The organism is Rhodobacter sp. CZR27 (assembly GCF_002407205.1).
Classification (GTDB): Bacteria; Pseudomonadota; Alphaproteobacteria; order Rhodobacterales; family Rhodobacteraceae; genus Cereibacter_A.
Window position 1 is genome coordinate 741,176 of record NZ_CP023549.1, and the last position, 26,430, is coordinate 767,605.

Below are 26,430 nucleotides of genomic sequence, written 5' to 3' on the forward strand. Positions count from 1 at the left end.
ACCCGACAGGCTCGGCCCAAGCCAGTCATAGAGAGGCCCGGGGCGCCGGGCGAAGGAAGCGGCGCCGCTGGTGCAAAATGTTGTGCGGGGGCAAGCAGGGCCGCCCGGGATCACCTATGTTGGGCAGGTCCGCCCGAGAGCATCCCATGAAACGCACAGACACGCCCGCCATCGACAGCGCCCGCCCCGCCATCACCGCCGAGCTGATGGCGCGCACAGGGCTGGACGAGGCGATGCTCGACCGCCTCGTCCGTGACTTCTATGGCCGTGTGCGGCGGGATGCGGTGCTGGGCCCGATCTTCGACCGCGCGGTGCACGACTGGGACAGCCATCTCGACCGGCTGGCCGCCTTCTGGTCCTCGGTCGCGCTGATGACGGGGCGCTATCACGGTCGGCCCATGCAGAAGCACATGCCGCTCGCGCTGGAAGCCCGGCACTTCGACCGCTGGCTGGAGCTGTTCCGCGCGACGGCGCATGAGGTCTGCCCTCCGGCCGGGGCGGCCCATGTCATTGCGAAGGCGGAACAGATTGCCGTGGCCATCGCGGCGAACATCGAGAACCAGCGGCGCGGCAACGGCCTCGGGGCCGAGCCGCCACGGCTGTGAGGGGGGGCGATGCGGATCGGGATCGTGAACGGCCGCTTCAGCATCGAGGCCGAGGATCTCGCGCCGCTTCTGGGCGTCGCGCCCGCCGAGGTGCCGCTGCTGATGCGCCGGGGCGAGATCACCGGTGTGGTCGAGGAGGGCCGCGACGCGGACGCCGGCCGCTTCCGCGTCACCTTCCGGCATCGCGGCACGCGCCTCCGCTTCACGGTCGATGCCGAGGGCAACGTGCTTACCCGCAGCCGGGTCGAGCGATAGCCGCTTGCGGCAGGAGGGAAAGTCCGGTAGCGGCGCAGGCTTTGCCCGACCCGGAAGCCCCGCCATGCCCGCCGAGACCCTCGCGATCGACTTCGGAACCTCGAACTCCGCCGCGGCGATCCTCGACGGCGGCGTGCCGCGCCGGCTGGCGCTGGAAACCGGCGCCGAGACCCTGCCCACCGCCGTCTTCTTCCCGGCCGACCGCGGGCCCATGCGGATCGGGGCCGCGGCTGGCGAGGCGCTGATCGCGGGCGAGGAAGGCCGCTACATGCGCGCGCTCAAAAGCGTGCTCGGCACCCCGCTGCTGCACGAGCCGCGCCTGATCGGCGGGCGTCGGCGCACGCTGGCCGAGGTGATCGCCGCCTTCCTCGCCGAGGTGAAGCGCCGCTCGGAACAGCTGACGGACCGGCGGTTCCGCCGCGCGCTCTCGGGCCGTCCGGTCCGCTTTCGTGCCGATTCGGGCCGCGACGCACGGGCCGAGGCGGATCTGCGCGCCTGCTACCTGGCCGCCGGTTTCGACGCCGTGGACTTCCTGCACGAGCCCGAGGCCGCGGCCCTGGCGAGCCATGGCCTCGGGCACCCGGAGGGAACCGGCCTGATCGTCGACATCGGCGGCGGCACCTCGGATTTCTCGGTGTTCCGGGTCCGGGATGGACGGGTCGGGATCCTTGCCAGCCACGGCATCCGGTTGGGCGGGACGGACTTCGATCAGTCGGTCTCGCTGTCCCATGCGATGCCCTGCCTCGGTCATGGCGGATCGCTGCGGCGCGAGATGGGGCCGGGCCTTCTGCCGATGCCGAACGATCTTTTCGTGGATCTCGCGACATGGGCGAAGATCCCCTTCCTCTACACGCGCGAGACCCGCTCGGCGGTGGCCGGGATGCTGAAGCGGGCGGTCGAGCCGCGGCTTCTCCGCCGCCTTGCCGCGGTGCTGGAGCACGAGCTGGGCCACGACCTTGCCTTCGCGGTCGAGCGGGGGAAGATCGAGGCCAACGCCGGCCGCCCCGGCGCGATGATCCGCATGGGCAGGATCGAGCGCGGCCTTTACGCCGAGATCACCGCCGCCTCGCTGGAGGCAGCCCTTGCCCCGCATCGGCGGGTGCTGCGCGAGGCTGCTGCCGAAACCTGCCGCCTCGCCGCGGTCGAGCCGGACCGGGTCGGCACGGTGATCCTCGTCGGCGGGTCGAGCCTGATGGGCCTCGTCGCGGACGAGGCGCGGGCGCTGTGCCCGGGGGCCGAGCTGAAGAGCGCCGAGGCCTTCACCGCCGTGGTGGATGGTCTGGCGCTTGCCATCGGGACCCTCCCGGCCTGAGGGTGGCGCGTCGGGCGCCCACCCGCGAAGGCGCGCCTTGTGCAGGGCGAGGGATCGCCCGCGGCGGTGGTCCCGCATCTGCCGGGATCCTGCCGGTCCGACGGATGTTTCCCCCTTCGTCGGGCATGCTATCAAGGCGACGGGGTCAGCCGCCCGGGTCGGGTCTGACCGATCGCCACGAGGGGGGATGCGGGGTGCGCAAAGCCGTTCGGGAGTTGTATGAGGGCACGAGCCAGCGCGCCCATCGGTTTCGCTACGCCCTGCTGGCCTTCGACCTTGCGACCATCGCCTTCGTGATCGGCACGTCCTTCATGCCCCGCCGTCCGTGGGTCGACGGGGTCGACGTGGTGATCGGCCTGTTCATCCTCTCGGATCTGGTGGCGCGGCTGATGAGCAATCCGCGCCCGATGCGCTTCCTCGTCTATCCGACGACGCTGAGCGACGTGGTCGCCGTCGGCTCGTTCCTTGCGCCGCTGAGCGGAGAGGCCGCAGGCTTCCTGCGCGTGCTGCGCACGCTTCGGCTGCTGCACGCCTATCCGATGCTCTCGCGTCTCCGGCGCGACCTGCCGTTCTTCCGCAAGAACGAGGAGGTGCTTCTCGCGCTGACGAACCTGGTGGTCTTCCTGTTCGTGATGACCGGCATCGTCTATGCCTCCGAACACTCTCGCAACCCCGAGATCCGCAACTACGCGGATGCGCTCTACTTCACTGTGACCGCCCTCACCACGACCGGCTTCGGCGACATCACGCTTGAAGGCACGCGGGGGCGGATGATCTCGATCGTGATCATGATCTGCGGCGTGACGCTGTTCCTGCGGCTCGCCCAGACGCTGTTCCGTCCGAACAAGGTGCGCCATCCCTGCCCCGACTGTGGCCTGCAACTGCATGACTGGGATGCCGTGCACTGCAAGCACTGCGGCCGCGTCGTCAACATCCGCTCCGAAGGCGACTGAGCGGCGCGTGCCGCCGAAAGATGCGGCGCCGCGCATCGCGGGACAATCCCGCGAAACAAGCTCCGTTGAGAAATCTTGCCGGCTTCGACCCCGCCGAAGTTGCAGAATTCGCCGATGGAACCATACTCTGGGGCTGAGATTGCCTTTCCACAGTCCCTTCGGGCGAAAGATCGAGCCGATGTTCGAACAGGCCTCCGATGATCTCTCCCGCGATATTGCGGCAGCCGATTTCGGGATCGGCCGCTGGATATGGGATCTGGACGGCGGCACGATCACCTGGTCGCCGGAGCAGCGCGCGATCTTCGGCCTAGATGAGGCCGGCCCGGAGGTGAGCGTCGCCCGCTTCTGCGACCTCGTGCACCCCGAGGATCGCGCGCGCGTCGTTTCGACGGTGACCGCGACGCTGTCGCTTCGCCGCAGCGGTCACAGCCAGAGCTTCCGCATCCTGCGCGCCGATGGCGGCATCCGGCGCATCCTGAGCCATGCGCGGCTGGAGCTTGACGAGGCCGGGCGGCCTGCCCGCCTGCATGGCCTCGACTGCGACATCACCGAGGTCGCGATCGCGCCAACGCCCGCCGCGGAGACGGCCCGCCCGCCGGTGGTCGGCGCCTTCGACGGCCCGGACCCGCGGGGCCGGGTTCCCGAGGATCGCGAGGCATTGCTGCGTCTAGCGCTAGGCGCCGGGCGCATGGCGGTCTGGGACCTCGACCTTGGCCGGCAGGTGGTCCGGATCGACGAGTCGCTGGCGGCGCTCTTCGGGGTGCCCGGCCTTCCGCGCGAGATCCCGGTCGGCTTCTTCGATGCCGCGGTGGATCCCGAGGATCTCGACCGGGTCATGGCGGCCAAGGCCGCGGCCCTGCGGGGCGAGGCGGTGCAGGTGGAGTTCCGCATCCGGCTTCCGGGCGGCCAGCGGCGCTGGCTCCGCTCGCTTGGCGAGGCGCAGCTTGACGGCTCGGGCCGGCCGCAGCGCGTCGTGGGCGTGATCCACGACATCTCGACCGGCAAGGCAGCCGAGGAGCGCCTGCGCGCCAGCGAGGAGCACTATCGCGACGTCTTCGCCGCCATCGACGAGGGGTTCTGCATCTGCGACATGATCACGGACCCGGCCGGCAAGCCGGTGGACTACCGCTTCGTGGAGGCCAACCCCCTGTTCGGACTCATGACGGGACTTCCCGATGCGGTGGGCCGGACGGCGCTGGAACTGGTCCCCGGTCTCGAGCGGCACTGGATCGACACCTACGCCCGCGTCGGTCTGGATCGCGAGACCCTGCGGTTCGAGATGTCGTCTGAGGCGATGGGACGGTGGTTCGACGTCTTCGCCACGCCCCTTTCGGTGCCGGGCCGGTTCGCGCTCGTCTTCAAGGACGTGACCGAGCGGAAGCGCGCGCAGGATGCGCTGGTGGAAAGCGAGGCGCGCTTCCGCCACATGGCGGACGACGCCCCGGTGATGGTCTGGCTGAGCGACGCGACCGGCGCCTGCACCTTCATGAGCCGAAGCTGGACGGCCTTCACCGGCCAGCCGGTGGAAGGGGCGCTTGTGTGGGGATGGACGGACATGGTCCATCCCGAGGACAGGCCCGCATCGGTCGGCGCCTTCCTCGCCACGCGGGACGACTTCTCGCCCTGCCGGATCGAATACCGGCTGCGCCGCGCCGATGGCGGCTATTGCTGGGTGCTCGACAGCGCCCAGCCCCGCTTCGACGCCGAGGGGCGGTTTGCCGGCCACATCGGCTCGGTGCTCGATCTTTCGGACCGCCGTGCCGCCGAGGACGCCCTGCGCGAGAGCGAGGCCCTGTTCCGCACCGTGACCGAGGTCATGCCGCAGATGGTGTGGTCGGCGCGTCCCGACGGGCAGCCGGATTTCTTCAACCGGCGCTGGCACGATTTCGTGGGCCCCTCGGCGCCGGAGGGCGCCGGCTGGGAGGATGTCTTCCACCCCGACGACCGGGCCGGGATCGGGCTGCGCTGGTCACGCGCGCTGAGAACCGGCGACCCCTACGAGGTCGAGTGCCGCATGAGGCATGTCGGCGGCGGCTATCGCTGGGTGCTGTGCCGCGCCGTTCCGGTGCGGGGCGAGGACGGGCGCATCCTGCGCTGGATGGGCACCTGCACCGACATCCACGACATGAAGCTGGCGCAGGAACGCCAGCAGCTGATGCTCGAGGAGATGGAGCACCGGGTGAAGAACATCCTGGCGCTGGTGCAGGCGGTGGCCCGCCAGACGTTCAGCGTGGTCCCCGAAGCGGCCGAGGCACGGGATGCCTTCTCCGGCCGGCTGAGCGCGCTGTCCTGTGCGTACAGCCATCTCAACCGCGAAAGCTGGTCGCAGGCGCCGCTGCGCCAGATCGTCCTTGGCTCGCTCGAGGGCTGCGGCGCCCGGACGGCGGCGGTGGTGCTCGAGGGGCCCGACATCATGCTGCCGCCGCGGACGGCGGTGACGATTTCGATGGCAATCCACGAGCTGGGAACCAACGGCATGAAATACGGCGCGCTGTCGGTGCCGGGTGGCCGGGTGGCGATCCGGTGGCAGCTGACGGCACCCGGCCGGCTGCATCTCGTCTGGCAGGAACGAGGCGGCCCGCCCGTCCCGCCCCCCACCCGGCGCGGCTTCGGCACGCGGATGATCGAGCAGGCGCTGGCCGCGGAGATGGAGGGCAGCGTCCGTCTGAGGTTCGACCCGGAAGGCGTGACCTGCGAGATGGAGGCCGCGATCGATCCGACGGTCCCCTCGGCAGCGGGCTGAGCCGCGCCCGGACGTGGTGCCCGCTGGCGATGGGATCGGTGCGGGGCAGGTGCGCGCGCATCCCCAAACGATTGTGGATGCGCGCGTCACTCGTGCCGTGCCGCCGTCCGCGGCAGGCGGGCATCCGGCAGGGCAGGAGCGGCCGGGGCCGCCCCTGCCCGGGTCCGTTACTCGACCGGCACCATGAGGTGGGCATAGGGCGTGTCCGCCCACATCACGAAGGGCATCTTCGTGTCAGGGTCCGGACCTGACGGATAGCCTTGCATCAGGTGGGTCGCGTTCATGATCATCAGATGCGGCCCGGTGGTGACCCAGTGGTTGTCGTTCGTCTCGGCGGTGGCGTAGGGGTCGGTGTTGCTCGCGTCCGAGCCTCCGGCGAGCATGAAGATCAGCCCCACCTTGTCGGCGGGAGGCTGCGTCCTGTTGATCCAGGCCATCGCCCATTCCATCGCGTTCGCGTCCCCGCACATGGGGTCGGACGAGGGGGTGGTGGCGTCGTCCGGCATGCACCAGTAGCCGTTGGTGCCTTCGCGCAGGGTCTGCATCTTCCCGTCCGGGCCCATGCCGTAGATCGTGGCCTCGGACGAGACGGCCGCCGGGGCTGCGGTTTCGGCGCTCCTGATCAGGTCGGCCTTTTCATCCGCCGCCGCGGCCTGCATGCCGAGGATGACGAGCGTTGCAGCAAGACATGTCTTGGACACTATGAACACTCCCGATGTTGGTCGGGTTCGGGCGGCCGCAAGCCCGGATCGAAGGCACAGGTTGGGCAAGCTGTCGCCACGCCCGATGGTTGCACGGCTTCGATCTGGCGAGTTGTCAGCGCGATTGCAAACCGAGGCCCACGCCGTCAGTCGCGACATCACTCGTTAAAAGGGATACCAACTCGCACCCTGAACGCTACGCCCGTTTGGCCGGATCGTCAAATGCACGAAAAGGCCCGAATGCGTGCACGGGCGCGGTCGCGGAAAAGGATGCGTCGGGGGGCTTCAGGCGGCTTGTGCCGCGGCAGGCAGGGGGCGGGGCCGGCCATCGCCGCCGCTTTCGCCGCGCCCGCGGCCAGTTCCGTGCCGGATGTCGTCGGCAGCGGCGGCTAGAACCACTGTCCCGGCTCCATGAGGCCGAGATCCATCAACTGCTGCGACGTCCATTCGAACGGCACCGAGTTCCGCCAGCGGAAACTGCCGATCGCATGGCGCGATCCGGGATTGGTCTTGAGTGCCTTGGCCGTGCGGAACGAACAGACCGCCGTGGTGATGTTGTGGTGCCAGGGACAGGCGTAGGTGTTCATCTCTTCGTCGTTGAAGGTATGGTCGGGGCGCAGCACCAGACCTTGCCTCGCACGGAAAAGCGCGATCCGGTCGATCTTGCGCCGATCCGCCGGCACGTGCTCCTCGAACCGCCAGCGCAGGCCGCCGAAGAAATCGAGCTGCCGTTCCCGGGGGTGGTTGTGGTTCAGCGGATCGGGCCGGCCGAGCGCATAATAGCCCGAGCGGTCCAGCATCGCCTCCTCGACCGAGACCGCATCGGGATAGCGGTCGAGGTCGCCGGCATAGAGGTCGATGACATAGGACAGCAAAGCCTCACGCCGCTCCTCGGCATGGAAGGCCAGCATCTCTGCGACGTTGCGCGTCTCGCAGAACGGATGGAACAGGAACTCGGCGTTGTAGCAGTAATAAAGCCATCGGCCCGGCACGGCCGGGATCAGCCGGTTCACCGCGCCGACAAGCGCATTGGTGGCAAAGACGTCGTGGTCGATCCGGTGGACTTGCGCCTCGGCCGTCGCGGACAGGTCGAGATCGGGATGGGCGAGCAGCAGGATCGACCGGAAGCCCGCCCGGGCATGGTGCGAGATCGTGCGCTCAAGCTCCACCCCGTCTTCGGCCAAGATCACGGCGATCGGACCCTGCGACAGCGCAGCCGTCGCGACGGACAGGAAGATGTCCAGGCTTCCGTATCGCATCCTCGCCCCGTTGTCTGCCCGCGGCACCATTCCCCGCCGGCCCGCCGGATTGCAAGCCCCCTGTGATTCCGGTTAATACGCCGGCTTGACCGACAGGGGATCCCCGCCATGTCCGACGCCCGCAAGCTCTTCATCAAGACCTACGGCTGCCAGATGAACGTCTATGACAGCGAGCGCATGGCCGAGGCGCTGGGGGCGCAGGGCTACGAGCTGACCGATGTCGCCGACGAGGCCGACATGGTGCTGCTGAACACCTGCCACATCCGCGAGAAGGCCGCCGAGAAGGTCTATTCCGACCTCGGCCGGCTGAAGCCGCTGAAGGCCGCGAAGCCCGGTCTGAAGATCGGCGTGGCGGGTTGCGTGGCGCAGGCCGAGGGCGACGAGATCCTGAAGCGGATGCCGCTGGTCGATCTGGTCGTGGGGCCGCAGAGCTACCACCGCCTGCCCGAGATGCTCGCCCGCACCGACGGCGGCGCCCGCGTCGTCGACACGGACTTCCCCGAGGAGGACAAGTTCGACCACCTGCCCGAGCGGAAGGTGCTGCGCGGGCCCGCCGCCTTCCTGACCGTGCAGGAAGGCTGCGACAAGTTCTGCGCCTTCTGCGTCGTGCCCTATACCCGCGGCGCCGAGGTAAGCCGGCCCTTCGCGCGGCTGATGGGCGAGGCGCGCGGGCTGGTGGCCAGGGGCGTGCGCGAGCTGACGCTTCTGGGCCAGAACGTGAACGCCTGGCGGAACGAGGGCAGGGGGCTTGGCGATCTCATCCGAGAGATGGCGCAGATCGAGGGGCTGGAGCGGTTGCGCTACACCACCTCGCACCCCAACGACATGGCCGACGACCTGATCGAGGCGCATGGGGTGGAGCCGAAGCTGATGCCCTACCTGCACCTGCCGGTGCAGTCGGGATCGGACCGGATCCTGAAGGCGATGAACCGCAAGCACACGTCCGAGCAATACCTGCGCCTCGTCGAGCGCATCCGCGCCGCGCGGCCCGACATCCTGCTGACCTCGGATTTCATCGTGGGCTTCCCCGGCGAGACCGATGCCGATTTCGAGGCGACGCTGGACCTGATCCGCGCGGTGGGCTTCGGCTCGGCTTTCTCGTTCAAGTATTCCGCCCGGCCGGGAACGCCCGCCGCCGAGAAGCCGGAACTGCCGGCCGAGATCTGCGATGCGCGGCTCCAGACGCTGCAGGCGCTGATCGCCGGGCAGCAGCGCGCGGCGCAGGAAGCGATGATCGGCCGCGAGGTCGACGTGCTGTATGAAAAGTCCGGCCGCCTGCCCGGCCAGATGGTCGGCAAGTCGGACCATCTGCATGCCGTCCATGTGGCCGATCCCGACGCGAAGGCGGGCGATCTCGTCCGCGTCCGCATCACGGCCAGTCAGGCGAATTCGCTGACCGGGGAACGTCTGACCATCTGATCGGGCGCAAGCCGGGCTCGGGCCGCGGCACCGTCCGCGGCCTTTTCATTTCTTGCGTCCTTTCCGTGCAGAGTCACAAGAATTTGTGGTTCATGCACCAAAAATCTTGCCTTGGGGCCATGTCAGCCCCACTCTTTATCCATAGCCCTCCAGCACAAGGAGTTGTCTTTGGGCCTCAGCGCGCTGACCCCCCCGACCCGTTCCGAGGATGTCGTCGAAACGCTCCTCGAGTTCCCCGACAATCGCCTGCTGATCGACCTCTGCGGAGAATACGACCGTAATCTCGCGCAGATCGAACACCAGATGGGGGTGCACATCCTGCGCCGGGGCAACCGGCTGGCGGTGATCGGCGACAGGGATGCGAGGGATCAGGCGGCCTCGATCCTGCGCGGGCTCTACTCCCGGCTCGAGGCCGGGCGCGGCGTGGTCGCGGGCGACATCGACGGGGCGATCCGCCTGGGGCGTCCGGCACCCGACGCGGCGCAGGGCGAGCAGATCGAACTTTTCACGCCGGGAAAATACGAGATCCGGACCCGGAAGAAGCCGGTCGAGCCGCGCACCGAGGCGCAGAAGGCCTATGTGGCCAATCTCTTCGATCACGAACTGGCGTTCGGAATCGGGCCTGCGGGCACGGGCAAGACCTATCTCGCCGTGGCGGTGGGCGTGACCATGTTGATCGGCGGCCTGGTGGACCGGATCATTCTCTCGCGTCCCGCCGTCGAGGCGGGCGAGCGGCTGGGCTTCCTGCCCGGCGACATGAAGGAGAAGATCGACCCCTACATGCAGCCGCTCTATGACGCGCTGAACGACTTCCTGCCGCAGAAGCAGCTGCAGAAGCTGATGGAGGAGAAGCGGATCGAGATCGCGCCGCTGGCCTTCATGCGTGGGCGGACCCTGTCCAATGCCTTCGTGGTGCTGGACGAGGCGCAGAACGCGACCACCATGCAGATGAAGATGTTCCTGACCCGTCTGGGCGAGGGCAGCCGCATGGTGATCACCGGCGACCGGACCCAGATCGACCTGCCGCGCGGGACCGCCTCGGGTCTTGCGGATGCCGAGCGGGTGCTGAAATCGGTCAGGGGCGTGTCGTTCAACTATTTCTCGGCCAGGGACGTGGTGCGGCACCCGCTTGTTGCCCGCATCATCGAGGCGTATGAGGCCGAGGATGGAGCCTCTGGTTGATACGGTAATCGAAGACGCGCGCTGGGAAGGCACCGACCTCCCGGCGCTCGCCACGCGCGCGGCGGAGGCGACCCTCGCCGCGCTGTCCCTGCCCGTCACGGGTTTCTCGGTCGTCGTCATGGGATGCGACGACGCGCGCATCGCGGACCTGAACGGCGAGTTCCGCCAGAAGGGCAAGCCCACGAACGTGCTGTCCTGGCCATCGGAAGAGCGGGGCGCCGAGGTTCCGGGCGAGCCTCCCGAACCGCCGGAGCCCGGCGAAGCCGACGACCCCGAGCATCTGGGCGATATCGCGATCGCCTTCGAAACCTGCGCGCGGGAAGCTGCCGAGCAGCAGAAGCCCATGCAGGACCATGTGACACATCTTCTCGTTCATGGCATCCTTCACCTGCTCGGCTATGATCACGTCGAGGACGCGGATGCCGACCTGATGGAGGCAACGGAGACGCGCATACTTGCGGGGTTGGGGGTGCCTGACCCATATTGACGGGGCGCCGGACGGGCGCGGCAATTCGGAAAGGACCGATGGACAGCAGCAACGACGGGTCTATGGCAGCGCATGGCGCGCCGGACCAGACGGAGGACGACCAGTCCGAGAGTAGCCCGCGAGGGATATTCGGACGCATTCTCAATGCCTTCTCGCCTTCTGACGGAGGTGGCGCCTCGTCCTCTCCGCAGGACAGGACGATCGAGATGGCGCAAAGCAGCCTTACGCTTCCCGGCGTTGCGAATCTGCGTCGCCTTCGGGTGGACGACGTGGCGATTCCCAAGGTCGAGATCGTGGCCGTGCCGGTGGACATCGGCAAGGACGAGCTGGTCGAGGTTTTCCGCGAACACGGCTTCTCGCGCCTTCCGGTCTATCGCGACACGCTGGACCAGCCTGTCGGGCTGGTGCTGCTGAAGGATCTGGCGCTGCAGCACGGCTTCAACGGCAACGGCGCCTTCAACCTCAAGTCCATGCTCCGGCCGCTGCTCTATGCGCCGCCCTCGATGCCGATCGGGGTGCTGCTGCAGAAGATGCAGCGTGATCGCGTGCACATGGCGCTGGTGATCGACGAATACGGCGGGGTGGACGGCCTCGTGACGATCGAGGACCTGATCGAGACTGTGATCGGCGAGATCGAGGACGAGCATGACGAGGCCGAAGGCCCGCTCTGGTCGCTCGAGAAGCCGGGAAGCTACATCGCGCAGTCCCGCGCCCCTCTGGACGAGTTCGAGGCCGAGATCGGCCTGCGTCTGCGCCACGAGGAAGAGGATGAGGAGATCGATACCCTCGGGGGGCTCGTGTTCCTCAGGACGGGCCGGGTGCCGGTGCGCGGCGAGATCGTGCCGCATGAAACCGGCGCCGAGTTCGAGGTGATCGACGCCGATGCCCGGCGCATCAAGCGGCTGCGCGTCCGCCTGCCGGGTCACGCAACCGCGGCGGTGCCGGCCGCCAGCGCGGCCGAGTAGCGGGTCCCCGACCGGCGCGGCAGGGCCGGGAGCCTTGCGCCACCGGTTTCCGGTGGCGCCGCCACGCGAGGGTCCTCTCCCCTTCCTGACAACCGCCTCCTCACACGGTCGCGACCGCGCGGAGCTTGACGCCGCGCCGTTGCCGGGGCACCCCTTTGCCGCAGACTTCGGAGCCGGAATGACCGTCCTCAGCCTTCCCGCCAGCCTGGGCACGCGCCTCGGCCTCGCCTTCGCGGCGGGGCTGGTGATGGCGACCGGGCAGGCCCCGCTGGGCCTGTGGTGGCTGGCGCTGCCGGCGCTGGTCGCGCTGACCGGGCTGGTGGCCTCGGCCGCCACTGCGCGCCGTGCGGCGCTGCTCGCGCTTCTGGGCGGAGCGGGTCACTTCGCGCTCGCCCTCAGCTGGATCGTCGAGCCCTTCCTGATCGACGTCGAGCGCTACGGCTGGATGGCGCCCTTCGCGCTGGTCCTGATGGCCTTCGGCCTGGCGCTGTTCTGGGGGGCGGCGGGCTGGCTGTCCGGCAGGCTTGCCCCCGGTCACCGGGCCATCGGCTTCGCGACGACGCTCGCCGCGGCCGAACTCGCGCGCGGCTACCTGCTCACGGGCTTTCCCTGGGCGATGATCGGACATGTCTGGGTCGGGGCCTGGCCGGCGCAGGTGGCAAGCCTTGTAGGGCCGTCGGGCCTGACGCTGATGACGACGCTGGCGGCCGCGCTTCCGGTCGCCCTGCGCTGGAGGGGCCTTGCCCTGTCCGCGGCGCTGGTGGGCGCGATGGCGGGGTTCGGGCTCTTGCGTCTCGGGCAGCCCGAGCCGGAGCCCCCCGGCCTGACCCTGCGGCTGGTGCAGCCCAATGCGGCCCAGAGCATGAAATGGGACCCGGCCCTTGCGGCCAGCCATTTCCGCCGGCTGCTGTCCTTCACCGCGGCCGGGCCCCGGCCCGACCTTGCCATCTGGCCCGAAACCTCGGTCCCCTACATGCTCGACCGCTCGCCGGGGCTGCTCGAGGAGGTCGCCGCTTCGGGCCGTGGCGCGCCGGTGGTGATCGGCATCCAGCGGGGCGAGGGCTGGCGGTTCTGGAACAGTCTGGCCGTGGTGGCGCCGGACGCCCGGCTCGTCGCGACCTACGACAAGCACCACCTTGCGCCCTTCGGCGAGTATGTGCCGCTGGGCGATCTGATGTTCGACCTGTTCGGGCTCAGGGCCTTCGCCGCGCAGGAGGGCTATGGCTATTCCGCCGGGGACGGGCCAAAGGTGCTGGACCTCGGGCCGCGACTGGGGCGCGTCCTGCCGCTGATCTGCTACGAGGCGGTCTTTCCGCAGGACCTGCGCACCGATACCCGCGCGGACTGGATCCTGCAGATCACCAACGACGCCTGGTTCGGCACCTTCAACGGTCCCTACCAGCACCTCGCCCAGACCCGGCTGCGCGCGATCGAGCAGGGGCTGCCGCTGGTGCGCGTCGCCAATACCGGCGTCTCGGCCCTGATCGACGCCAGGGGGCGCGTGCTGGCCGAACTGCCGCTGGGACAGGCCGGCTACAAAGATGTCGCACTTCCCGCACCGCTGCCGGCTACCCCGTTCTCGCAATTGGGAGAAATGCCGGTGCTCTTTGTCCTCGCGGGGCTCTGCGGCTTTCTGTTCCGCCCCCGCGGCATGCGCCGCGCTTGACCCACGCCCGGGCGGGGTGTAGCGCGGTTCCCAACCGTCACAACGGCTTCCTGGCGTGACGGGGTTAACCCCAACGGAGCACTTCCCATGTCTCGTTCGAACTATGTCTTCACTTCCGAGTCCGTCTCGGAAGGTCACCCCGACAAGCTGTGCGATCGCGTGTCGGATGCCGTCCTCGACGCCTTCCTGACCGAAGAACCCAACGCCCGCGTCGCCTGCGAAACCTTCGCCACCACGAACCGAGTCGTCGTCGGCGGCGAGGTCGGCCTGTCGGATCCCGCCAAGCTCGACGAGTTCATGGAGCGCGTGGACGGTATCGTCCGCGACTGCGTGAAGGACATCGGCTACGAGCAGCAGGAATTCCACTGGAAGACCATCGAGGTCTCGAACTTCCTGCACCGCCAGTCGGCCCACATCGCGCAAGGCGTGGATCGCGACGGCGCGGGCGACCAGGGCATCATGTTCGGCTATGCCTGCCGCGAGACGCCGGAACTCATGCCGGCGCCGATCCAGTATGCCCACGCCATCCTGCGCCGCCTGGCCGAAGTGCGGAAGTCCGGGCAGGAGCCCGACCTGCGTCCCGACGCCAAGTCGCAGCTCTCGCTGCGCTACGAGAACGGCAAGCCGGTCGAGGTGCGCTCGATCGTGCTGTCGACCCAGCACGCGCATGAGGAGCAGACCTCGGCCGACATCCGCGCCATCGTCGAGCCATACATCCGCGAGACGCTTCCCGAAGGCTGGATCACCGACGCGACCGAATGGTGGGTGAACCCCACCGGCACCTTCGTGATCGGCGGGCCGGACGGCGATGCGGGCCTGACGGGCCGCAAGATCATCGTGGACACCTATGGCGGCGCGGCCCCGCACGGCGGCGGCGCCTTCTCGGGCAAGGACCCGACCAAGGTGGACCGCTCTGCGGCCTATGCGGCGCGCTATCTGGCGAAGAACGTCGTGGCCTCGGGTCTCGCCGATCGCTGCACCCTGCAGGTCTCCTACGCCATCGGCGTGGCCAAGCCGCTGTCGATCTACGTCGACACCCACGGCACCGGCAAGGTGGACGAGGCGCAGATCGAGAAGGCCGTGGCCGAGTGCATGGACCTGACGCCGCGGGGCATCCGCGAGCATCTGAACCTCTGCCGCCCGATCTATGCCCGCACCGCGGCCTACGGCCACTTCGGCCGCGCGCCCGAGGAGGACGGCGGCTTCTCGTGGGAGCGCACCGACCTGACCGAGGCGCTGCTCAAGGCCGTCTGACGGTCCTGACGTCCTGACCCGGAAACGAATGAAGCCCCGGCGGAAATGCCGGGGCTTCTGTCGTTCTGAAACTCTTCCTGAAAAGGTCTTGTTGAAACCGGGGTCAGCCCGAAAGGCCGTCCATGATGCCGTAGGCGCCCGAAACGGTGCCAAGCTGGCCGGTCCGGCCGCTGTCGCGGGCATAGGCTTCGAGCGCGGTCGAGGTGCCGGGGCCCCAGGCGCCGTCGATCGAGCCCGAGTAATAGCCGTAGCGGGCGAGCGAGATCTGCACCTCGCGCCGCATCTGGGGCGAAAGCTCGCGGAAGGCCTGCGCGGCCGGGGTGGAGTGGACGCTGGGCGCCACGTAGCGCGGCTGGTAGGTCACGCGCTGGGGTGCCGCGGAATAGGTCGTGCGCGGCTGGACGTAATACTGCGGCTGGGCGGGGGCCGCGTAGCGCGGCTGGCCAGCGGCAAAGGGCCAGGTGCCGTTGTTGCGCATGTTGTTGATCACCGCCCCGGCGACGACGGCGGTCGCGGCGCCGGCGATAAAGGCCTTGTCCTTCTTGCCGAGCGCATGGGCGGGCGCGGCCGCGGCCGGCACGAGCGACAGGGCGGCGAGTGCTGCGATGGCTGTCTTGCGAATGTCGATGGTCATGCGTGTCTCCGTTGGTAGCGCCCGCTTTGGGGCGTCGCATCTGCTGCCGTCAACTTGGGTCCAATGGCCGTGACAGGCAAAAACTCGAGGCTGCTATCGGATAACAGGCCCCCCGCCAGTGCCTCAAGTCATTGATTTCATGGCAGACGCTTTTCCGCCGACCGCCCGGTTCCCGTTGTGCCGGATTTTGCTCCGTCTGCGGTTGACGCGCACACGGAGGCTGTTTAGGGGCTGGCCATGCACAGATGAGGCCCGTGATGACTGACGAGACCGACCCCGATTCAGGCTCCCGGCCGGCCTGGCGCAACTTCTATGGGCGGCGGTCGGGCAAGACGCTCCGCCCGAGCCAGCGCGGCTACCTCGCCGAGGATCTCGACCGCCTGCGGCCGCCGGGCGTGACGCGCGAGGAGAACCCGGCCCGCCTGCCGCTCGACCTTGCCTCTCTCTTCGGGCCGGGCCGGCCGGTCTGGCTCGAGATCGGCTTCGGCGGTGGCGAACACATGGTCCACATGGCCGCCCGCAATCCGCAGGTCGGCGTGATCGGCTGCGAGCCCTTCGTGAACGGCGTGGCGATGCTTCTGGGAAAGATCCGCGCGGCGGGTGTGCAGAACCTGAAGGTCCATCCCGGGGATGCGCGCGACCTGTTCGACGTCCTGCCCGAGGGCAGCATCGCGAAGGCCTTCCTGAACTACCCGGACCCGTGGCCCAAGGCGCGCCATCACAAGCGCCGCTTCGTGACGCAGGGCTATCTGGCGCCGCTGGCCCGCGTGCTGGCCCCGAGTGCCGAATTCCGTGTCGCGACCGACATTCCCGATTACGTGCGCCAGACGCTGGAAGAGGTGCCGAAGGCGGGCTTCGATCTGGTCGCGCAGGGCGGGGTGTCGTGGGAGGACTGGCTTTCGACCCGTTACGAGCAGAAGGCGCTGCGCGAGGGGCGGGTGCCGCACTACCTGACCTTTCGTCGCCGGTAGGCGTTCCTTTTCGGGGAAGCTCAAACACCGCGCGAAGTATATCCGACAATACATTGAAGACACTAAGCTATCCGGCTTCCTGTGACGCACCGCCGGCGCCATCTGCCGTCTGCGCGGCCCACCTGCACCGGGACCCGATGGCGCTGGACCGGGCCGGGCGCATTCGCTAAGGCTCTCGCCGGGATTTCTGGAGGAAGATCATGTCCGGACACGGGGCCTCGCAACCGATGACCGCCCGCCGCTCGGGTCCGCTGAGGGGGCGCGCCGAGGTGCCGGGCGACAAGTCGATCAGCCACCGCGCGCTGATCCTCGGCGCGATGGCGGTGGGCGAGACGCGGATCACCGGGCTTCTGGAAGGGCAGGACGTGCTCGATACCGCAAAGGCCATGCGCGCCTTCGGGGCGGAGGTCACACAGCATGCGCCCGGCGAATGGTCGGTGCAGGGCGTGGGTGTGGGCGGCTTTGCCGAACCGTCCGACGTGATCGACTGCGGCAACTCCGGCACCGGGGTGCGGCTGATCATGGGCTGCATGGCGACCTCGCCGATCACCGCGACCTTCACGGGCGATGCGTCCTTGCGCAAGCGGCCGATGGGGCGGGTGACCGATCCGCTGGCGCTGTTCGGCGCGCGGGCCTATGGCCGGAAAGGCGGGCGTCTTCCGATGACTCTGGTGGGCGCGGCAGAGCCCGTCCCGGTGCGCTACACCGTGCCGGTGCCCTCGGCGCAGGTGAAGTCGGCGGTGCTGCTTGCCGGGCTGAACGCGCCCGGTCAGACCGTGGTGATCGAGCGCGAGCCGACGCGCGACCATTCCGAGCGCATGCTGCGCGGCTTCGGCGCGGAGCTGACGGTCGAGGCTACCGCCGAGGGCCAGGTCATCACGCTGACGGGCCAGCCGGATCTGCGCCCGCAGGTGGTGGCGGTGCCGCGCGATCCGTCCTCTGCCGCCTTCCCGGTCTGTGCCGCCCTGATCGTCGAGGGGTCCGAGATCGTGGTGCCCGGCGTCAGCCGCAACCCGACGCGCGACGGCCTTTACGTCACGCTGCTGGAGATGGGCGCCGACATCGCCTTCGAATCCCCGCGCGAGGAGGGCGGCGAGCCGGTGGCCGACCTGCGCGTGCGCTTCTCGGCGCTGAAGGGGGTCGAGGTCCCGCCCGAGCGCGCGCCCTCGATGATCGACGAATATCCGATCCTGTCGGTGGTGGCCGCCTTCGCCGAGGGCCGCACCGTCATGCGCGGCATCAAGGAGCTGCGCGTGAAGGAAAGCGACCGGATCGACGCCATGGCCCGCGGACTCGAGGCCTGCGGTGTCCGCGTCGAGGACGATGAGGATACGCTGATCGTGCACGGCATGGGCGCCGGCGGCGTGCCGGGCGGGGCGACCTGCGCCACGCACATCGACCACCGCATCGCGATGAGCTTTCTGGTGCTGGGGATGGCGGCGAAGCACTCGGTGTCGGTGGATGACGGCTCGCCGATCGCGACCTCGTTCCCGGCCTTCCTGCCGCTCGTCCGGACCCTGGGTGCGGATGTGTCCGAGGGCTGAGGGCGCGGGCGGGGGCTGGATCAGGGCGAAGGGGATGGACGTGGGCTTCACGGTGGCGATCGACGGGCCGGCGGCCGCGGGGAAGGGAACGATCTCGCGCGCGGTGGCGGCGCATTTCGGCTTTTCCCATCTCGACACCGGGCTGCTCTATCGCGCGGTCGGCGCGAAGGTGTCCGATGGCGCCGATCCGGTGGAGGCCGCCCGCGGCCTTGAACCGCGGGATCTGGAGCGGCCGGACCTGCGGTCGGCCGAGGCCGGGCAGGCCGCAAGCCGGGTGGCGGCCCTGCCCGACGTGCGCGCGGCCCTGGTCGAGTTCCAGCGCCGCTTTGCCCGCCAGCCGGGCGGCGCGGTGCTGGACGGGCGCGACATCGGCACGGTGATCTGCCCCGAGGCCGAGGTGAAGCTGTTCGTGACCGCCTCGGACGAGGAGCGGGCGCGGCGGCGCTGGCTGGAGCTTGCGGCCAAGGGCGGCACCGCCACCGAGGCCGAGATCCTCGCCGACCTGAAGGAACGCGACCGCCGCGACCGCGAGCGCGAGACGGCGCCGCTGAGGCCCGCGCCGGATGCGCTCTTGCTTGACACGACGGAACTGACTATAGACGCGGCAGTCCGAAAGGCCATCGAAGCCATCGAGCTCAGGCAGGCACAGGGTCGGGAGTAATCCTCGGCCCTTCTGGTTTTGAGACGGGCCGCGCCCGGACGACGTGAAAGACCGGCGGAGCCAACCGCCAGGCCAGTGAAATGACACGAAAAGGATATCAGACTGTATGTGCGCTAAAGCAACCATGGACGAATTCGAGGCCCTTCTGAACGAGAGCCTCGCGATCGACACCCCCCAGGAGGGTTCGGTCGTCAAGGGCCGCGTGATCGCCATCGAGGCGGGCCAGGCCATCATCGACGTCGGCTACAAGATGGAAGGCCGCGTCGACCTGAAGGAATTTGCCGACATGTCGGGCTCGGTCGACATCTCGGTCGGCGATGACGTCGAGGTTTACCTTGATCGCGTCGAGAACGCCCGCGGCGAGGCTGTCATCAGCCGCGACAAGGCGAAGCGCGAGGAAGCCTGGGATCGTCTCGAAAAGGCCTACGCCAACGAGACCCGCGTCGAAGGCGCGATCTTCGGCCGCGTCAAGGGCGGCTTCACCGTCGATCTCGGCGGCGCCGTGGCCTTCCTGCCGGGCTCGCAGGTCGACGTGCGTCCGGTGCGCGATGCCGGCCCCCTCATGGGCATGAAGCAGCCGTTCCAGATCCTGAAGATGGACCGTCGCCGTGGCAACATCGTCGTGTCGCGCCGCGCGATCCTCGAAGAGAGCCGCGCCGAACAGCGCGCCGAGGTCATCTCGAACCTCTACGAAGGCCAGACCGTTGACGGCGTCGTCAAGAACATCACCGAATACGGTGCGTTCGTCGACCTCGGCGGTGTGGACGGCCTGCTGCACGTCACCGACATGGCGTGGCGCCGCGTGAACCACCCGTCCGAGATCCTGTCGATCGGCGAGACCGTGAAGGTCCAGGTCATCAAGATCAACAAGGAAACCCACCGCATCAGCCTGGGCATGAAGCAGCTCCAGTCGGATCCGTGGGATGCGGTGGAAAAAGCCTATCCGATCGGTTCGGTCCACAAGGGCCGCGTGACCAACATCACCGACTACGGCGCGTTCGTCGAGCTGGAAGCCGGTGTCGAGGGTCTGGTCCACGTCTCGGAAATGAGCTGGACCAAGAAGAACGTGCACCCCGGCAAGATCGTCTCCACTTCGCAGGAAGTGGACGTCATGGTGCTGGAAATCGACAGCGCCAAGCGCCGCGTGTCGCTCGGTCTCAAGCAGACCATGCGCAACCCGTGGGAAGTCTTTGCCGAAACGCACCCGGTCGGCACCCCGATCGAGGGCGAGGTCAAGAACATCACCGAGTTCGGTCTGTTCGTGGGTCTCGAGCACGACATCGACGGCATGGTGCACCTCTCCGACCTCAGCTGGGACCAGCGCGGCGAGGAAGCCATCCAGAACTACCGCAAGGGCGACGTCGTGAAGGCGGTCGTGACCGAGGTCGACATCGACAAGGAGCGGATCTCGCTCTCGATCAAGGCTCTGGGCGACGACACCTTCTCGGAAGCCATCGAAGGCGTGAAGCGCGGCTCGGTCATCACCGTCGCCGTGACTGCGATCGAAGAGGGCGGGATCGAGGTGGACTACAACGGCATGAAGTCGTTCATCCGCCGCTCGGACCTGTCGCGCGACCGCGCCGACCAGCGCCCCGAGCGCTTCCAGGTCGGTGACAAGGTCGACGTCCGCGTGACCAACGTCGATCCGAAGACCCGTCGTCTCGGCCTGTCGATCAAGGCGCGCGAGATCGCGGAAGAGAAGGAAGCGGTCGAACAGTACGGCTCGTCCGATTCGGGCGCGTCGCTGGGCGACATCCTCGGCGCGGCGCTGCGCAACAGCGAGCGCGGCTGATCCACGCCTTCCGGCGAGTTCGGGGCCCCGCAGTGATGCGGGGCCCTTTGCATTCCTCCGCCCATGGCCCGGAAGTGCCGCTTAATACAGGGTTTTCCTGTTTGTATGGCGCAATCTTTTCCTCTATCCTCTCCGGACATAAGAGCGTCCGCCGAAGGCGGCGAAGGGGGGATAAGGATGATCCGATCGGAACTGATCCAGAAAATCGCCGACGAGAATCCCCATCTCACCCAGCGCCATGTCGAGCGGATCGTGAATACGGTCTTCGAGGAGATCATCGAGGCGCTTGCCCGCGGCGACCGGGTGGAACTGCGCGGATTCGGCGCATTCTCGGTCAAGTCCCGCGATGCCAGAGTCGGCCGCAACCCGAGAACGGGTGAAGCCGTCGAAGTCGAAGACAAGAAGGTTCCCTTCTTCAAAACCGGCAAGCTGCTGCGCGACCGCCTGAACGCGAAGTGACGCACAGCATGGCCCTCTGAATGGTGAGCAGGACCCTATGATCCGTTGGTTGCGTATTCTGTTCCTCCTTGTGCTGGCGGTGGTGCTGCTGACCGTCGCGCTGGCCCATCGTGACCCTGTCACGGTGAAACTCATGCCCGAAAACCTGGCGGCCTTCGTCGCCACCGACTGGGCAACATGGTCGATGGACCTGCCGCTTTATGCGGTGATCTTTGGCGGCATCGTCGCCGGCCTGCTGATCGGCTTCTTCTGGGAGTGGATGCGCGAGCACAAGCACCGCGCCGAGGCCCGCCGGAAGACGAAAGAGGTCAAGACCCTGCAGCGCGAAGTCTCGACCCTGAAGTCGAAGGTCGATGCGGCCAATGCCAATGCGCCGAAGAACGACGTTCTGACCGCGCTGACGAAAACGGCCTGATGGCCGAGGTCCGCGTCAAGGTCTGCGGACTGCGGACCGAGGCGGATGTGAAGGCGGCCGCGTCCTCGGGCGCGGCCTATTTCGGTCTTGTGTTCTTCCCCCGGTCGCCGCGCCACCTGAGCATCGAGGTCGCGCGGACACTGGCGCTCGTGGCGCCGCCAGGACTGGCGAAGGTTGCGCTGACGGTGGATGCCGATGACGCCACGCTCGACGCGATCATCGAGGGCGTGCCGCTCGACATGCTGCAACTGCACGGCCACGAGAGCCCCGAGCGGGTGGCCGAGGTTCGCGAGCGCTACCGTCTGCCGGTGATGAAGGCGGTGGGCGTGGCGGACGAGGGGGACCTGCCGCAGATCCTCGACTATTCGCTGGTGGCCGACCAGATCCTGATCGACGCCAAGGCGCCGAAGGATGCGGCCCTGCCCGGCGGCAACGGGCTGACATTCGACTGGCGGCTGATCGCAGGGCGGCACTGGCTGCGGCCGTGGATGCTGGCGGGCGGCCTCAACCCGGGGAACGTGGCCGAGGCGATCCGTCGGACCGGCGCGCGGCAGGTGGACGTCTCCTCCGGCGTCGAGTCGGCGCCCGGCATCAAGGATCCCGCACGGATTGCCGCCTTCGTGCAGGCCGCGCGATGATCACCTTTCGCGAAGCCCGGCGCGAGGATGTGCCGGCGATCGTCGGCCTTCTTGCTGACGACCTGCTCGGCGTGGGGCGCGAGACCGCGCCGCTCGAGACCTATCAGGCCGCCTTCGACCGGATCGCCGCGGTGCCCGGCATGTTGCTGATCGTGGGCGAGATCGATGGCCGGGTGATCGGAACCTACCAGCTGGCGATCCTGCCGGGGCTGTCGCTGGGCGGCACGACGCGCGGCCTGATCGAGGCCGTGCGCGTCGCCTCGGACTGGCGCTCGCAGGGGTTCGGCGCGCTTCTGATGGCCGATGCCGAGGCGCGGGCGCGTGCCGCGGGCGCCACTCTCCTGCAGCTGACCACGCACCAGAGCCGCGAACGGGTGCACCGCTTCTACGAGCGGCTCGGCTTTACCGCCTCGCACATCGGATATAAACGGGCGCTGACACCACAGGAGTAGGCGCAATGGCGGACGACGGCATCAACAGCTTCATGACCGGACCGGACGAGCAGGGGCGCTTCGGCATCTTCGGCGGGCGCTTCGTGTCCGAGACGCTGATGCCGCTGATCCTCGACCTCGAGGCCCGCTATGAACACGCCAAGACCGACCCGGAATTCTGGGCCGAGATGGACGACCTCTGGAAGCATTACGTCGGCCGGCCCTCGCCGCTCTACTTCGCGCCCCGGCTGACCGAGCATCTGGGCGGGGCGAAGATCTACCTCAAGCGCGACGAGCTGAACCACACCGGCGCGCACAAGATCAACAACGTGCTCGGCCAGATCATCCTCGCGCGTCGCATGGGCAAGACCCGGATCATCGCCGAGACGGGCGCAGGCCAGCACGGCGTGGCGACGGCGACCGTCTGCGCCAAGTTCGGGCTGAAATGCGTGGTCTACATGGGCGCACACGACGTCGAGCGGCAGGCGCCGAACGTGTTCCGCATGCGGCTGCTGGGAGCCGAGGTCGTGCCGGTGACTTCGGGGCGCGGCACGCTGAAGGATGCGATGAACGACGCGCTGCGCGACTGGGTGACCAACGTCCGCGACACCTTCTACTGCATCGGCACCGTCGCGGGGCCGCATCCCTATCCGGCGATGGTCCGCGACTTCCAGTCGATCATCGGCAAGGAGGTGCGCTGGCAGCTGGCCGAGCAGGAGGGCGAAGGCCGCCTGCCCGACACGGTGATCGCGGCCATCGGCGGCGGCTCGAACGCCATGGGGCTGTTCTATCCCTTCCTCGACGATCCGTCCGTGCGGATCATCGGGGTCGAGGCCGGCGGCAAGGGCGTGGATGACCGGATGCAGCATTGCGCCTCGCTGACCGGGGGGCGGCCGGGCGTGCTGCACGGCAACCGAACCTACCTGCTGCAGGACGAGGACGGCCAGATCCTCGAGGGCTTCTCGATCTCGGCCGGTCTCGACTATCCCGGGATCGGGCCAGAGCACGCGTGGCTGCACGACACCGGCCGCGCGGAATACGTGAGCATCACCGATGCCGAGGCGCTGGAGGCGTTCCAGCTCTGCTGCGCGCTTGAAGGGATCATCCCGGCGCTGGAGCCGAGCCACGCGCTGGCGCATGTCATCAAGATCGCGCCTACGCTGCCTCGCGACCACATCATCGTGATGAACATGTGCGGGCGGGGTGACAAGGACATCTTCACCGTGGCCAAGCACCTCGGCTTCGACATGAAGATCTGAGACGGACGCGGCGCGGCGGATGCGGCCGCGCCGCCCTCAGACCGGATCGACGGCGTAGCGCTGCAGGATCTCCAGCGGCACCACGTCGAGCGTCCGGCGGTGGGTCGCGGAAAGGCGCACCTGCGGCGCGGCGCCCTCGTCATGCGCCTGCAGGAAACGCGCCGCGCAGAGGCACCAGCGGTCGCCCGGCTTCAGTCCCTGGAAGCCGTATTCCGGCCGTGGAGTCGAAAGATCGTTGCCAAGGTATTTCGACAGCGCGAGGAATTCCGCCGTCATCAGCGCGCAGACCGTGTGCTGCCCGGCATCGGCCGGCCCGGTGTCGCAGCAGCCGTTGCGGAAGAAGCCGGTGAGCGGGGCGGTCGAGCAGGTCTCGAGCGGCCCGCCCAGCACGTTGATCGATGCGTCCTTCATTGCGCCCTCCCTTGCACCTGCCAGTCTGCCCGATGCGCCCGGCGTTGCGAAGGTGAAACCGGCATCGCGGGGATCGGTTTCGACCTGCCGGAAAACCGCGTCCACCGGCCCCGCGGGCGCGACCGGCGATTGCACTTTCGCCGCGATCCGGGAACAACTGGGCAGGTGGCCCCGAGCGGGCGCAGCCGGGGAGCTTGCCGATGTACGATTACGCCGTGCTCTGGGAATGGGTGCTGATCGCTGCGCGCTGGACGCATGTCATCACCGCCGTCGCCTGGATCGGCTCGTCCTTCTACTTCATCGCGCTGGATCTGGGGCTGAGGAAGACACCCTCGCTGCCGCCCCTCGCCCATGGCGAGGAGTGGCAGGTGCATGGCGGGGGTTTCTACCACATCACCAAGTATCTCGTGGCGCCGGATTTCCTGCCCGAGCACCTGACCTGGTTCAAGTGGGAGAGCTACGCGACCTGGCTGTCGGGCTTTGCCCTGCTGGTCCTGTTCTACTACCTCGGGGCGGAACTGTTCCTGATCGACTCGACCGTGATGGATCTGGAGGTCGGGCAGGCCATCGTCATCTCGCTCTGCTCGCTTGCCCTGGGCTGGATGGTCTATGACGGGCTTTGCCGGTCGCCGATCGGCCGGCATCCCACCGCGCTGATGCTGGTGCTATTCGGCGTGCTCGTGGCGATGGCCTGGGGCTACACGCAGGTCTTCTCGGGCCGGGCGGCGCTCTTGCATCTGGGTGCCTTCACCGCGACGATCATGAGCGGCAATGTCTTCCTGACCATCATGCCGAACCAGCGGATCGTGGTGGCCGACCTCAAGGCCGGGCGACGCCCCGATCCGAAATACGGCGAGATCGCCAAGCAGCGCAGCCTGCACAACAACTACCTGACGCTGCCGGTCATCTTCCTGATGCTCTCCAACCACTATCCGCTGATCTTCGCGACCGAGTGGAACTGGCTGATCGCCAGCCTCGTCTTCCTGATGGGGGTGACGATCCGGCACTGGTTCAACACGCGCCACGCGCGAAAGGGCAACCCGCACTGGACCTGGGCCGCGACCGCGGTGATCTTCCTGCTGATCGCCTGGCTGTCCACCGCGCCGATGCGCGCCTCGGCGCCCGAGGACGAGGCCGCGCTGACCGGCAGCGCCGCGCGCTTTGCCCGGGCGGAGGGCTTTCAGGACGTGGCCGACATCGTGATGGGCCGCTGCTCGATGTGCCATGCGGCAGAGCCGGGATGGGACGGCCTGCATTGGCCGCCGAAGAACGTGCGGCTCGAGACGCCGGCCCAGATCGCGCACGAGGCGCGCCGGATCTACCTACAGGCCGGGATCAGCCATGCCATGCCACCGGGCAACCTGAGCTTCATGGAGCCCGGGGAGCGTGCCGCGATCGTGCGCTGGTATCGCTCGGTCGCGGGCTGATCAGCGCGAGAAGGTGAAAAGCGTCTCCTGCCGGAAGGTCTCGCCCGGGTTGAGGGTTATCGGGGGGAAGCCCGGATGGTTCGGCGCATCGGGCCACATCTGCGGCTCGAGCGCGATGGCGTCGAAGGGGGCGTAGGGTCGGCCGTGGTGGCCGGGAAAGGTGCCGCTGTCGATCTCGCGCCCGCTGTAGACCTGAAGGCCGGGCGCCGTCGTGGAAAGATCAAGCCGCAGCCCGGCCCGCCCGGTCAGCGTGGCAGCGGCGGTCAGCGCGCGGGGCGCGTCCGCAAGACAGAAGTTGTGGTCGATCACCTCGTCCCGCGCCAGGGGCCGGGCCTCGCGCAGGTCGAACAAGCCGGCGGCCGCGGCGACCTCTCCGACGGGCAGGCCCGCCCGGGTCGGCAGCCACCCTTGCGCGTTGACCGACAACTGCTGCCCGGCGATTCCCGGCTCGGGGTCCAGGGTCCAGTAGCTGTGGTTCGCCAGGTTCATCAGTGTCGTCGCGTCGCTTCGGGCGGTGAGCGACAGGCGCAGGCCTGCGGGCGGCTCGAGCGTGACCCCGGCCTCGATCCGCCGCGTGGCGGGAAAGCCGTCGCAGCCGTCCGGCAGGTCAAGGCGCAGCAGCGCCCGCGCCTCGGTCGCCTCGACCACCTGCCAGAGCCGCGCATGGGTGCCGCCGGCGCCCGAGTGCAGGAGCGTCCCGCCCTCGTTGGGCTCGAAGCGCACGAGACGGCCGCCGATCAGCGCGCGCGCGCCGCCGATCCGGTTGGCCACCGGGCCGACGATGGCGCCGAACCAGCGCAGCGGGCCGAGATAGGCGGCGAAGTCAGGCGAGCCGGCGGTCAGCGGCCAGTCGATACCCTCCAGCCGCACATCCTGCAGGATCGCGCCCCAGTCGAGCAGCGCCACGCGCAGATCGCCCGCGCGGAGCGACAGGCGATGGACGGCCTGCCCGTCAGGGGTGGTGCCGAAGCGAGTGATCGTCATGGC

General features: G+C 68.5%; 26 protein-coding genes and 1 riboswitch. Of the genes, 21 read left to right on the top strand and 5 right to left on the bottom strand.

Annotation, left to right across the window (positions count from 1 at the left end):
- The first annotated feature begins 146 nt into the window (after nt 1-146).
- From CK951_RS19440 to CK951_RS19460, 5 genes are all read left to right on the top strand, one after another.
- Nucleotides 147-605: a group III truncated hemoglobin gene (locus CK951_RS19440; protein WP_096787852.1), complete on the top strand. Its 459-nt coding sequence runs from the start codon at nt 147-149 to the stop codon at nt 603-605.
- Between the two features lie 9 nt (nt 606-614).
- Entirely contained in the window at nt 615-860 is a 246-nt protein-coding gene (locus CK951_RS19445) for a DUF6522 family protein (protein WP_096787853.1), read from the top strand.
- A gap of 64 nt (nt 861-924) precedes the next feature.
- Complete coding sequence (locus tag CK951_RS19450; RefSeq protein ID WP_096787854.1) at nt 925-2,172, top strand: Hsp70 family protein; 1,248 nt, start codon at nt 925-927, stop codon at nt 2,170-2,172.
- 194 nt (nt 2,173-2,366) lie between these two features.
- Nucleotides 2,367-3,125 carry a potassium channel family protein gene (locus tag CK951_RS19455; protein ID WP_232520754.1) on the top strand — a complete coding sequence of 253 codons (759 nt, stop codon included), beginning with the start codon at nt 2,367-2,369 and terminating at the stop codon, nt 3,123-3,125.
- Between the two features lie 178 nt (nt 3,126-3,303).
- Nucleotides 3,304-5,868, top strand: a complete 2,565-nt coding sequence (locus CK951_RS19460; protein ID WP_198402485.1) for a PAS domain-containing protein — start codon at nt 3,304-3,306, stop codon at nt 5,866-5,868.
- Nucleotides 5,869-6,035: 167 nt separating this feature from the next.
- Here the strand turns inward: CK951_RS19460 and CK951_RS19465 are convergent, their stop codons facing one another.
- On the bottom strand, nt 6,036-6,569 hold the full coding sequence (locus tag CK951_RS19465) for a hypothetical protein (RefSeq protein WP_232520755.1): 534 nt from the start codon (nt 6,567-6,569) through the stop codon (nt 6,036-6,038).
- A gap of 389 nt (nt 6,570-6,958) precedes the next feature.
- Nucleotides 6,959-7,828: a glycosyltransferase family 2 protein gene (locus CK951_RS19470; protein WP_096787858.1), complete on the bottom strand. Its 870-nt coding sequence runs from the start codon at nt 7,826-7,828 to the stop codon at nt 6,959-6,961.
- 108 nt (nt 7,829-7,936) lie between these two features.
- On the opposite strand from CK951_RS19470, the gene miaB reads away from it, so the two are divergent.
- The 6 genes from miaB to metK all read left to right on the top strand — a co-directional run bounded on the left by miaB (nt 7,937) and on the right by metK (nt 14,801).
- Nucleotides 7,937-9,247, top strand: a complete 1,311-nt coding sequence (gene miaB, locus CK951_RS19475; RefSeq protein ID WP_096787859.1) for a tRNA (N6-isopentenyl adenosine(37)-C2)-methylthiotransferase MiaB — start codon at nt 7,937-7,939, stop codon at nt 9,245-9,247.
- A 168-nt stretch (nt 9,248-9,415) separates the two neighbouring features.
- Nucleotides 9,416-10,429 carry a PhoH family protein gene (locus CK951_RS19480; protein WP_198402486.1) on the top strand — a complete coding sequence of 338 codons (1,014 nt, stop codon included), beginning with the start codon at nt 9,416-9,418 and terminating at the stop codon, nt 10,427-10,429.
- Entirely contained in the window at nt 10,413-10,916 is a 504-nt protein-coding gene (gene ybeY / locus CK951_RS19485) for an rRNA maturation RNase YbeY (RefSeq protein ID WP_096787860.1), read from the top strand. Before CK951_RS19480 ends, ybeY begins: the two co-directional genes overlap by 17 nt.
- Nucleotides 10,917-10,954: 38 nt before the next feature.
- Nucleotides 10,955-11,881, top strand: a complete 927-nt coding sequence (locus tag CK951_RS19490) for a hemolysin family protein (RefSeq protein ID WP_096787861.1) — start codon at nt 10,955-10,957, stop codon at nt 11,879-11,881.
- A gap of 178 nt (nt 11,882-12,059) precedes the next feature.
- On the top strand, nt 12,060-13,547 hold the full coding sequence (lnt, locus tag CK951_RS19495; protein WP_096787862.1) for an apolipoprotein N-acyltransferase: 1,488 nt from the start codon (nt 12,060-12,062) through the stop codon (nt 13,545-13,547).
- 31 nt (nt 13,548-13,578) lie between these two features.
- Nucleotides 13,579-13,628: riboswitch (SAM-SAH riboswitch) on the top strand.
- 6 nt (nt 13,629-13,634) lie between these two features.
- Nucleotides 13,635-14,801, top strand: coding sequence for a methionine adenosyltransferase (gene metK / locus CK951_RS19500; protein WP_096787863.1), 1,167 nt, complete (start codon nt 13,635-13,637; stop codon nt 14,799-14,801).
- 103 nt (nt 14,802-14,904) lie between these two features.
- On the opposite strand, the gene CK951_RS19505 is transcribed toward metK, so the two are convergent.
- The gene (locus CK951_RS19505; protein WP_096787864.1) at nt 14,905-15,435 is read right to left on the bottom strand and encodes a peptidoglycan-binding protein; all 531 of its coding nucleotides are present in this window, start codon (nt 15,433-15,435) and stop codon (nt 14,905-14,907) included.
- Between the two features lie 257 nt (nt 15,436-15,692).
- Between CK951_RS19505 and trmB the strand changes: the two genes are divergently transcribed.
- The 9 genes from trmB to trpB all read left to right on the top strand — a co-directional run bounded on the left by trmB (nt 15,693) and on the right by trpB (nt 23,605).
- Nucleotides 15,693-16,406: a tRNA (guanosine(46)-N7)-methyltransferase TrmB gene (gene trmB, locus CK951_RS19510; protein ID WP_096787865.1), complete on the top strand. Its 714-nt coding sequence runs from the start codon at nt 15,693-15,695 to the stop codon at nt 16,404-16,406.
- 200 nt (nt 16,407-16,606) lie between these two features.
- Nucleotides 16,607-17,950 carry a 3-phosphoshikimate 1-carboxyvinyltransferase gene (gene aroA / locus CK951_RS19515; RefSeq protein ID WP_096787866.1) on the top strand — a complete coding sequence of 448 codons (1,344 nt, stop codon included), beginning with the start codon at nt 16,607-16,609 and terminating at the stop codon, nt 17,948-17,950.
- Between the two features lie 40 nt (nt 17,951-17,990).
- Nucleotides 17,991-18,611 (top strand): d(CMP) kinase, encoded by a 621-nt coding sequence (locus tag CK951_RS19520; RefSeq protein ID WP_096787973.1) that lies wholly within the window; start codon nt 17,991-17,993, stop codon nt 18,609-18,611.
- 106 nt (nt 18,612-18,717) lie between these two features.
- Nucleotides 18,718-20,403: a 30S ribosomal protein S1 gene (gene rpsA / locus CK951_RS19525; RefSeq protein WP_096787867.1), complete on the top strand. Its 1,686-nt coding sequence runs from the start codon at nt 18,718-18,720 to the stop codon at nt 20,401-20,403.
- Between the two features lie 177 nt (nt 20,404-20,580).
- Nucleotides 20,581-20,862, top strand: coding sequence for an integration host factor subunit beta (ihfB, locus tag CK951_RS19530; RefSeq protein ID WP_011910760.1), 282 nt, complete (start codon nt 20,581-20,583; stop codon nt 20,860-20,862).
- 37 nt (nt 20,863-20,899) lie between these two features.
- The gene (locus CK951_RS19535; RefSeq protein WP_096787868.1) at nt 20,900-21,277 is read left to right on the top strand and encodes a LapA family protein; all 378 of its coding nucleotides are present in this window, start codon (nt 20,900-20,902) and stop codon (nt 21,275-21,277) included.
- Nucleotides 21,277-21,915 carry a phosphoribosylanthranilate isomerase gene (locus tag CK951_RS19540; RefSeq protein ID WP_096787869.1) on the top strand — a complete coding sequence of 213 codons (639 nt, stop codon included), beginning with the start codon at nt 21,277-21,279 and terminating at the stop codon, nt 21,913-21,915. Before CK951_RS19535 ends, CK951_RS19540 begins: the two co-directional genes overlap by 1 nt.
- Nucleotides 21,912-22,367 (top strand): GNAT family N-acetyltransferase, encoded by a 456-nt coding sequence (locus tag CK951_RS19545; protein WP_096787870.1) that lies wholly within the window; start codon nt 21,912-21,914, stop codon nt 22,365-22,367. Before CK951_RS19540 ends, CK951_RS19545 begins: the two co-directional genes overlap by 4 nt.
- 5 nt (nt 22,368-22,372) lie before the next feature.
- The gene (trpB, locus tag CK951_RS19550) at nt 22,373-23,605 is read left to right on the top strand and encodes a tryptophan synthase subunit beta (protein ID WP_096787871.1); all 1,233 of its coding nucleotides are present in this window, start codon (nt 22,373-22,375) and stop codon (nt 23,603-23,605) included.
- A gap of 36 nt (nt 23,606-23,641) precedes the next feature.
- Here the strand turns inward: trpB and CK951_RS19555 are convergent, their stop codons facing one another.
- Nucleotides 23,642-24,016, bottom strand: a complete 375-nt coding sequence (locus CK951_RS19555) for a DUF2237 family protein (RefSeq protein WP_096787872.1) — start codon at nt 24,014-24,016, stop codon at nt 23,642-23,644.
- Nucleotides 24,017-24,216: 200 nt separating this feature from the next.
- Between CK951_RS19555 and CK951_RS19560 the strand changes: the two genes are divergently transcribed.
- Nucleotides 24,217-25,443, top strand: a complete 1,227-nt coding sequence (locus CK951_RS19560) for a urate hydroxylase PuuD (protein ID WP_096787873.1) — start codon at nt 24,217-24,219, stop codon at nt 25,441-25,443.
- On the opposite strand, the gene CK951_RS19565 is transcribed toward CK951_RS19560, so the two are convergent.
- Nucleotides 25,444-26,427 (bottom strand): aldose epimerase family protein, encoded by a 984-nt coding sequence (locus CK951_RS19565; RefSeq protein ID WP_096787874.1) that lies wholly within the window; start codon nt 26,425-26,427, stop codon nt 25,444-25,446. It abuts the gene before it with no gap.
- Between the last annotated feature and the right edge of the window lie 3 nt (nt 26,428-26,430).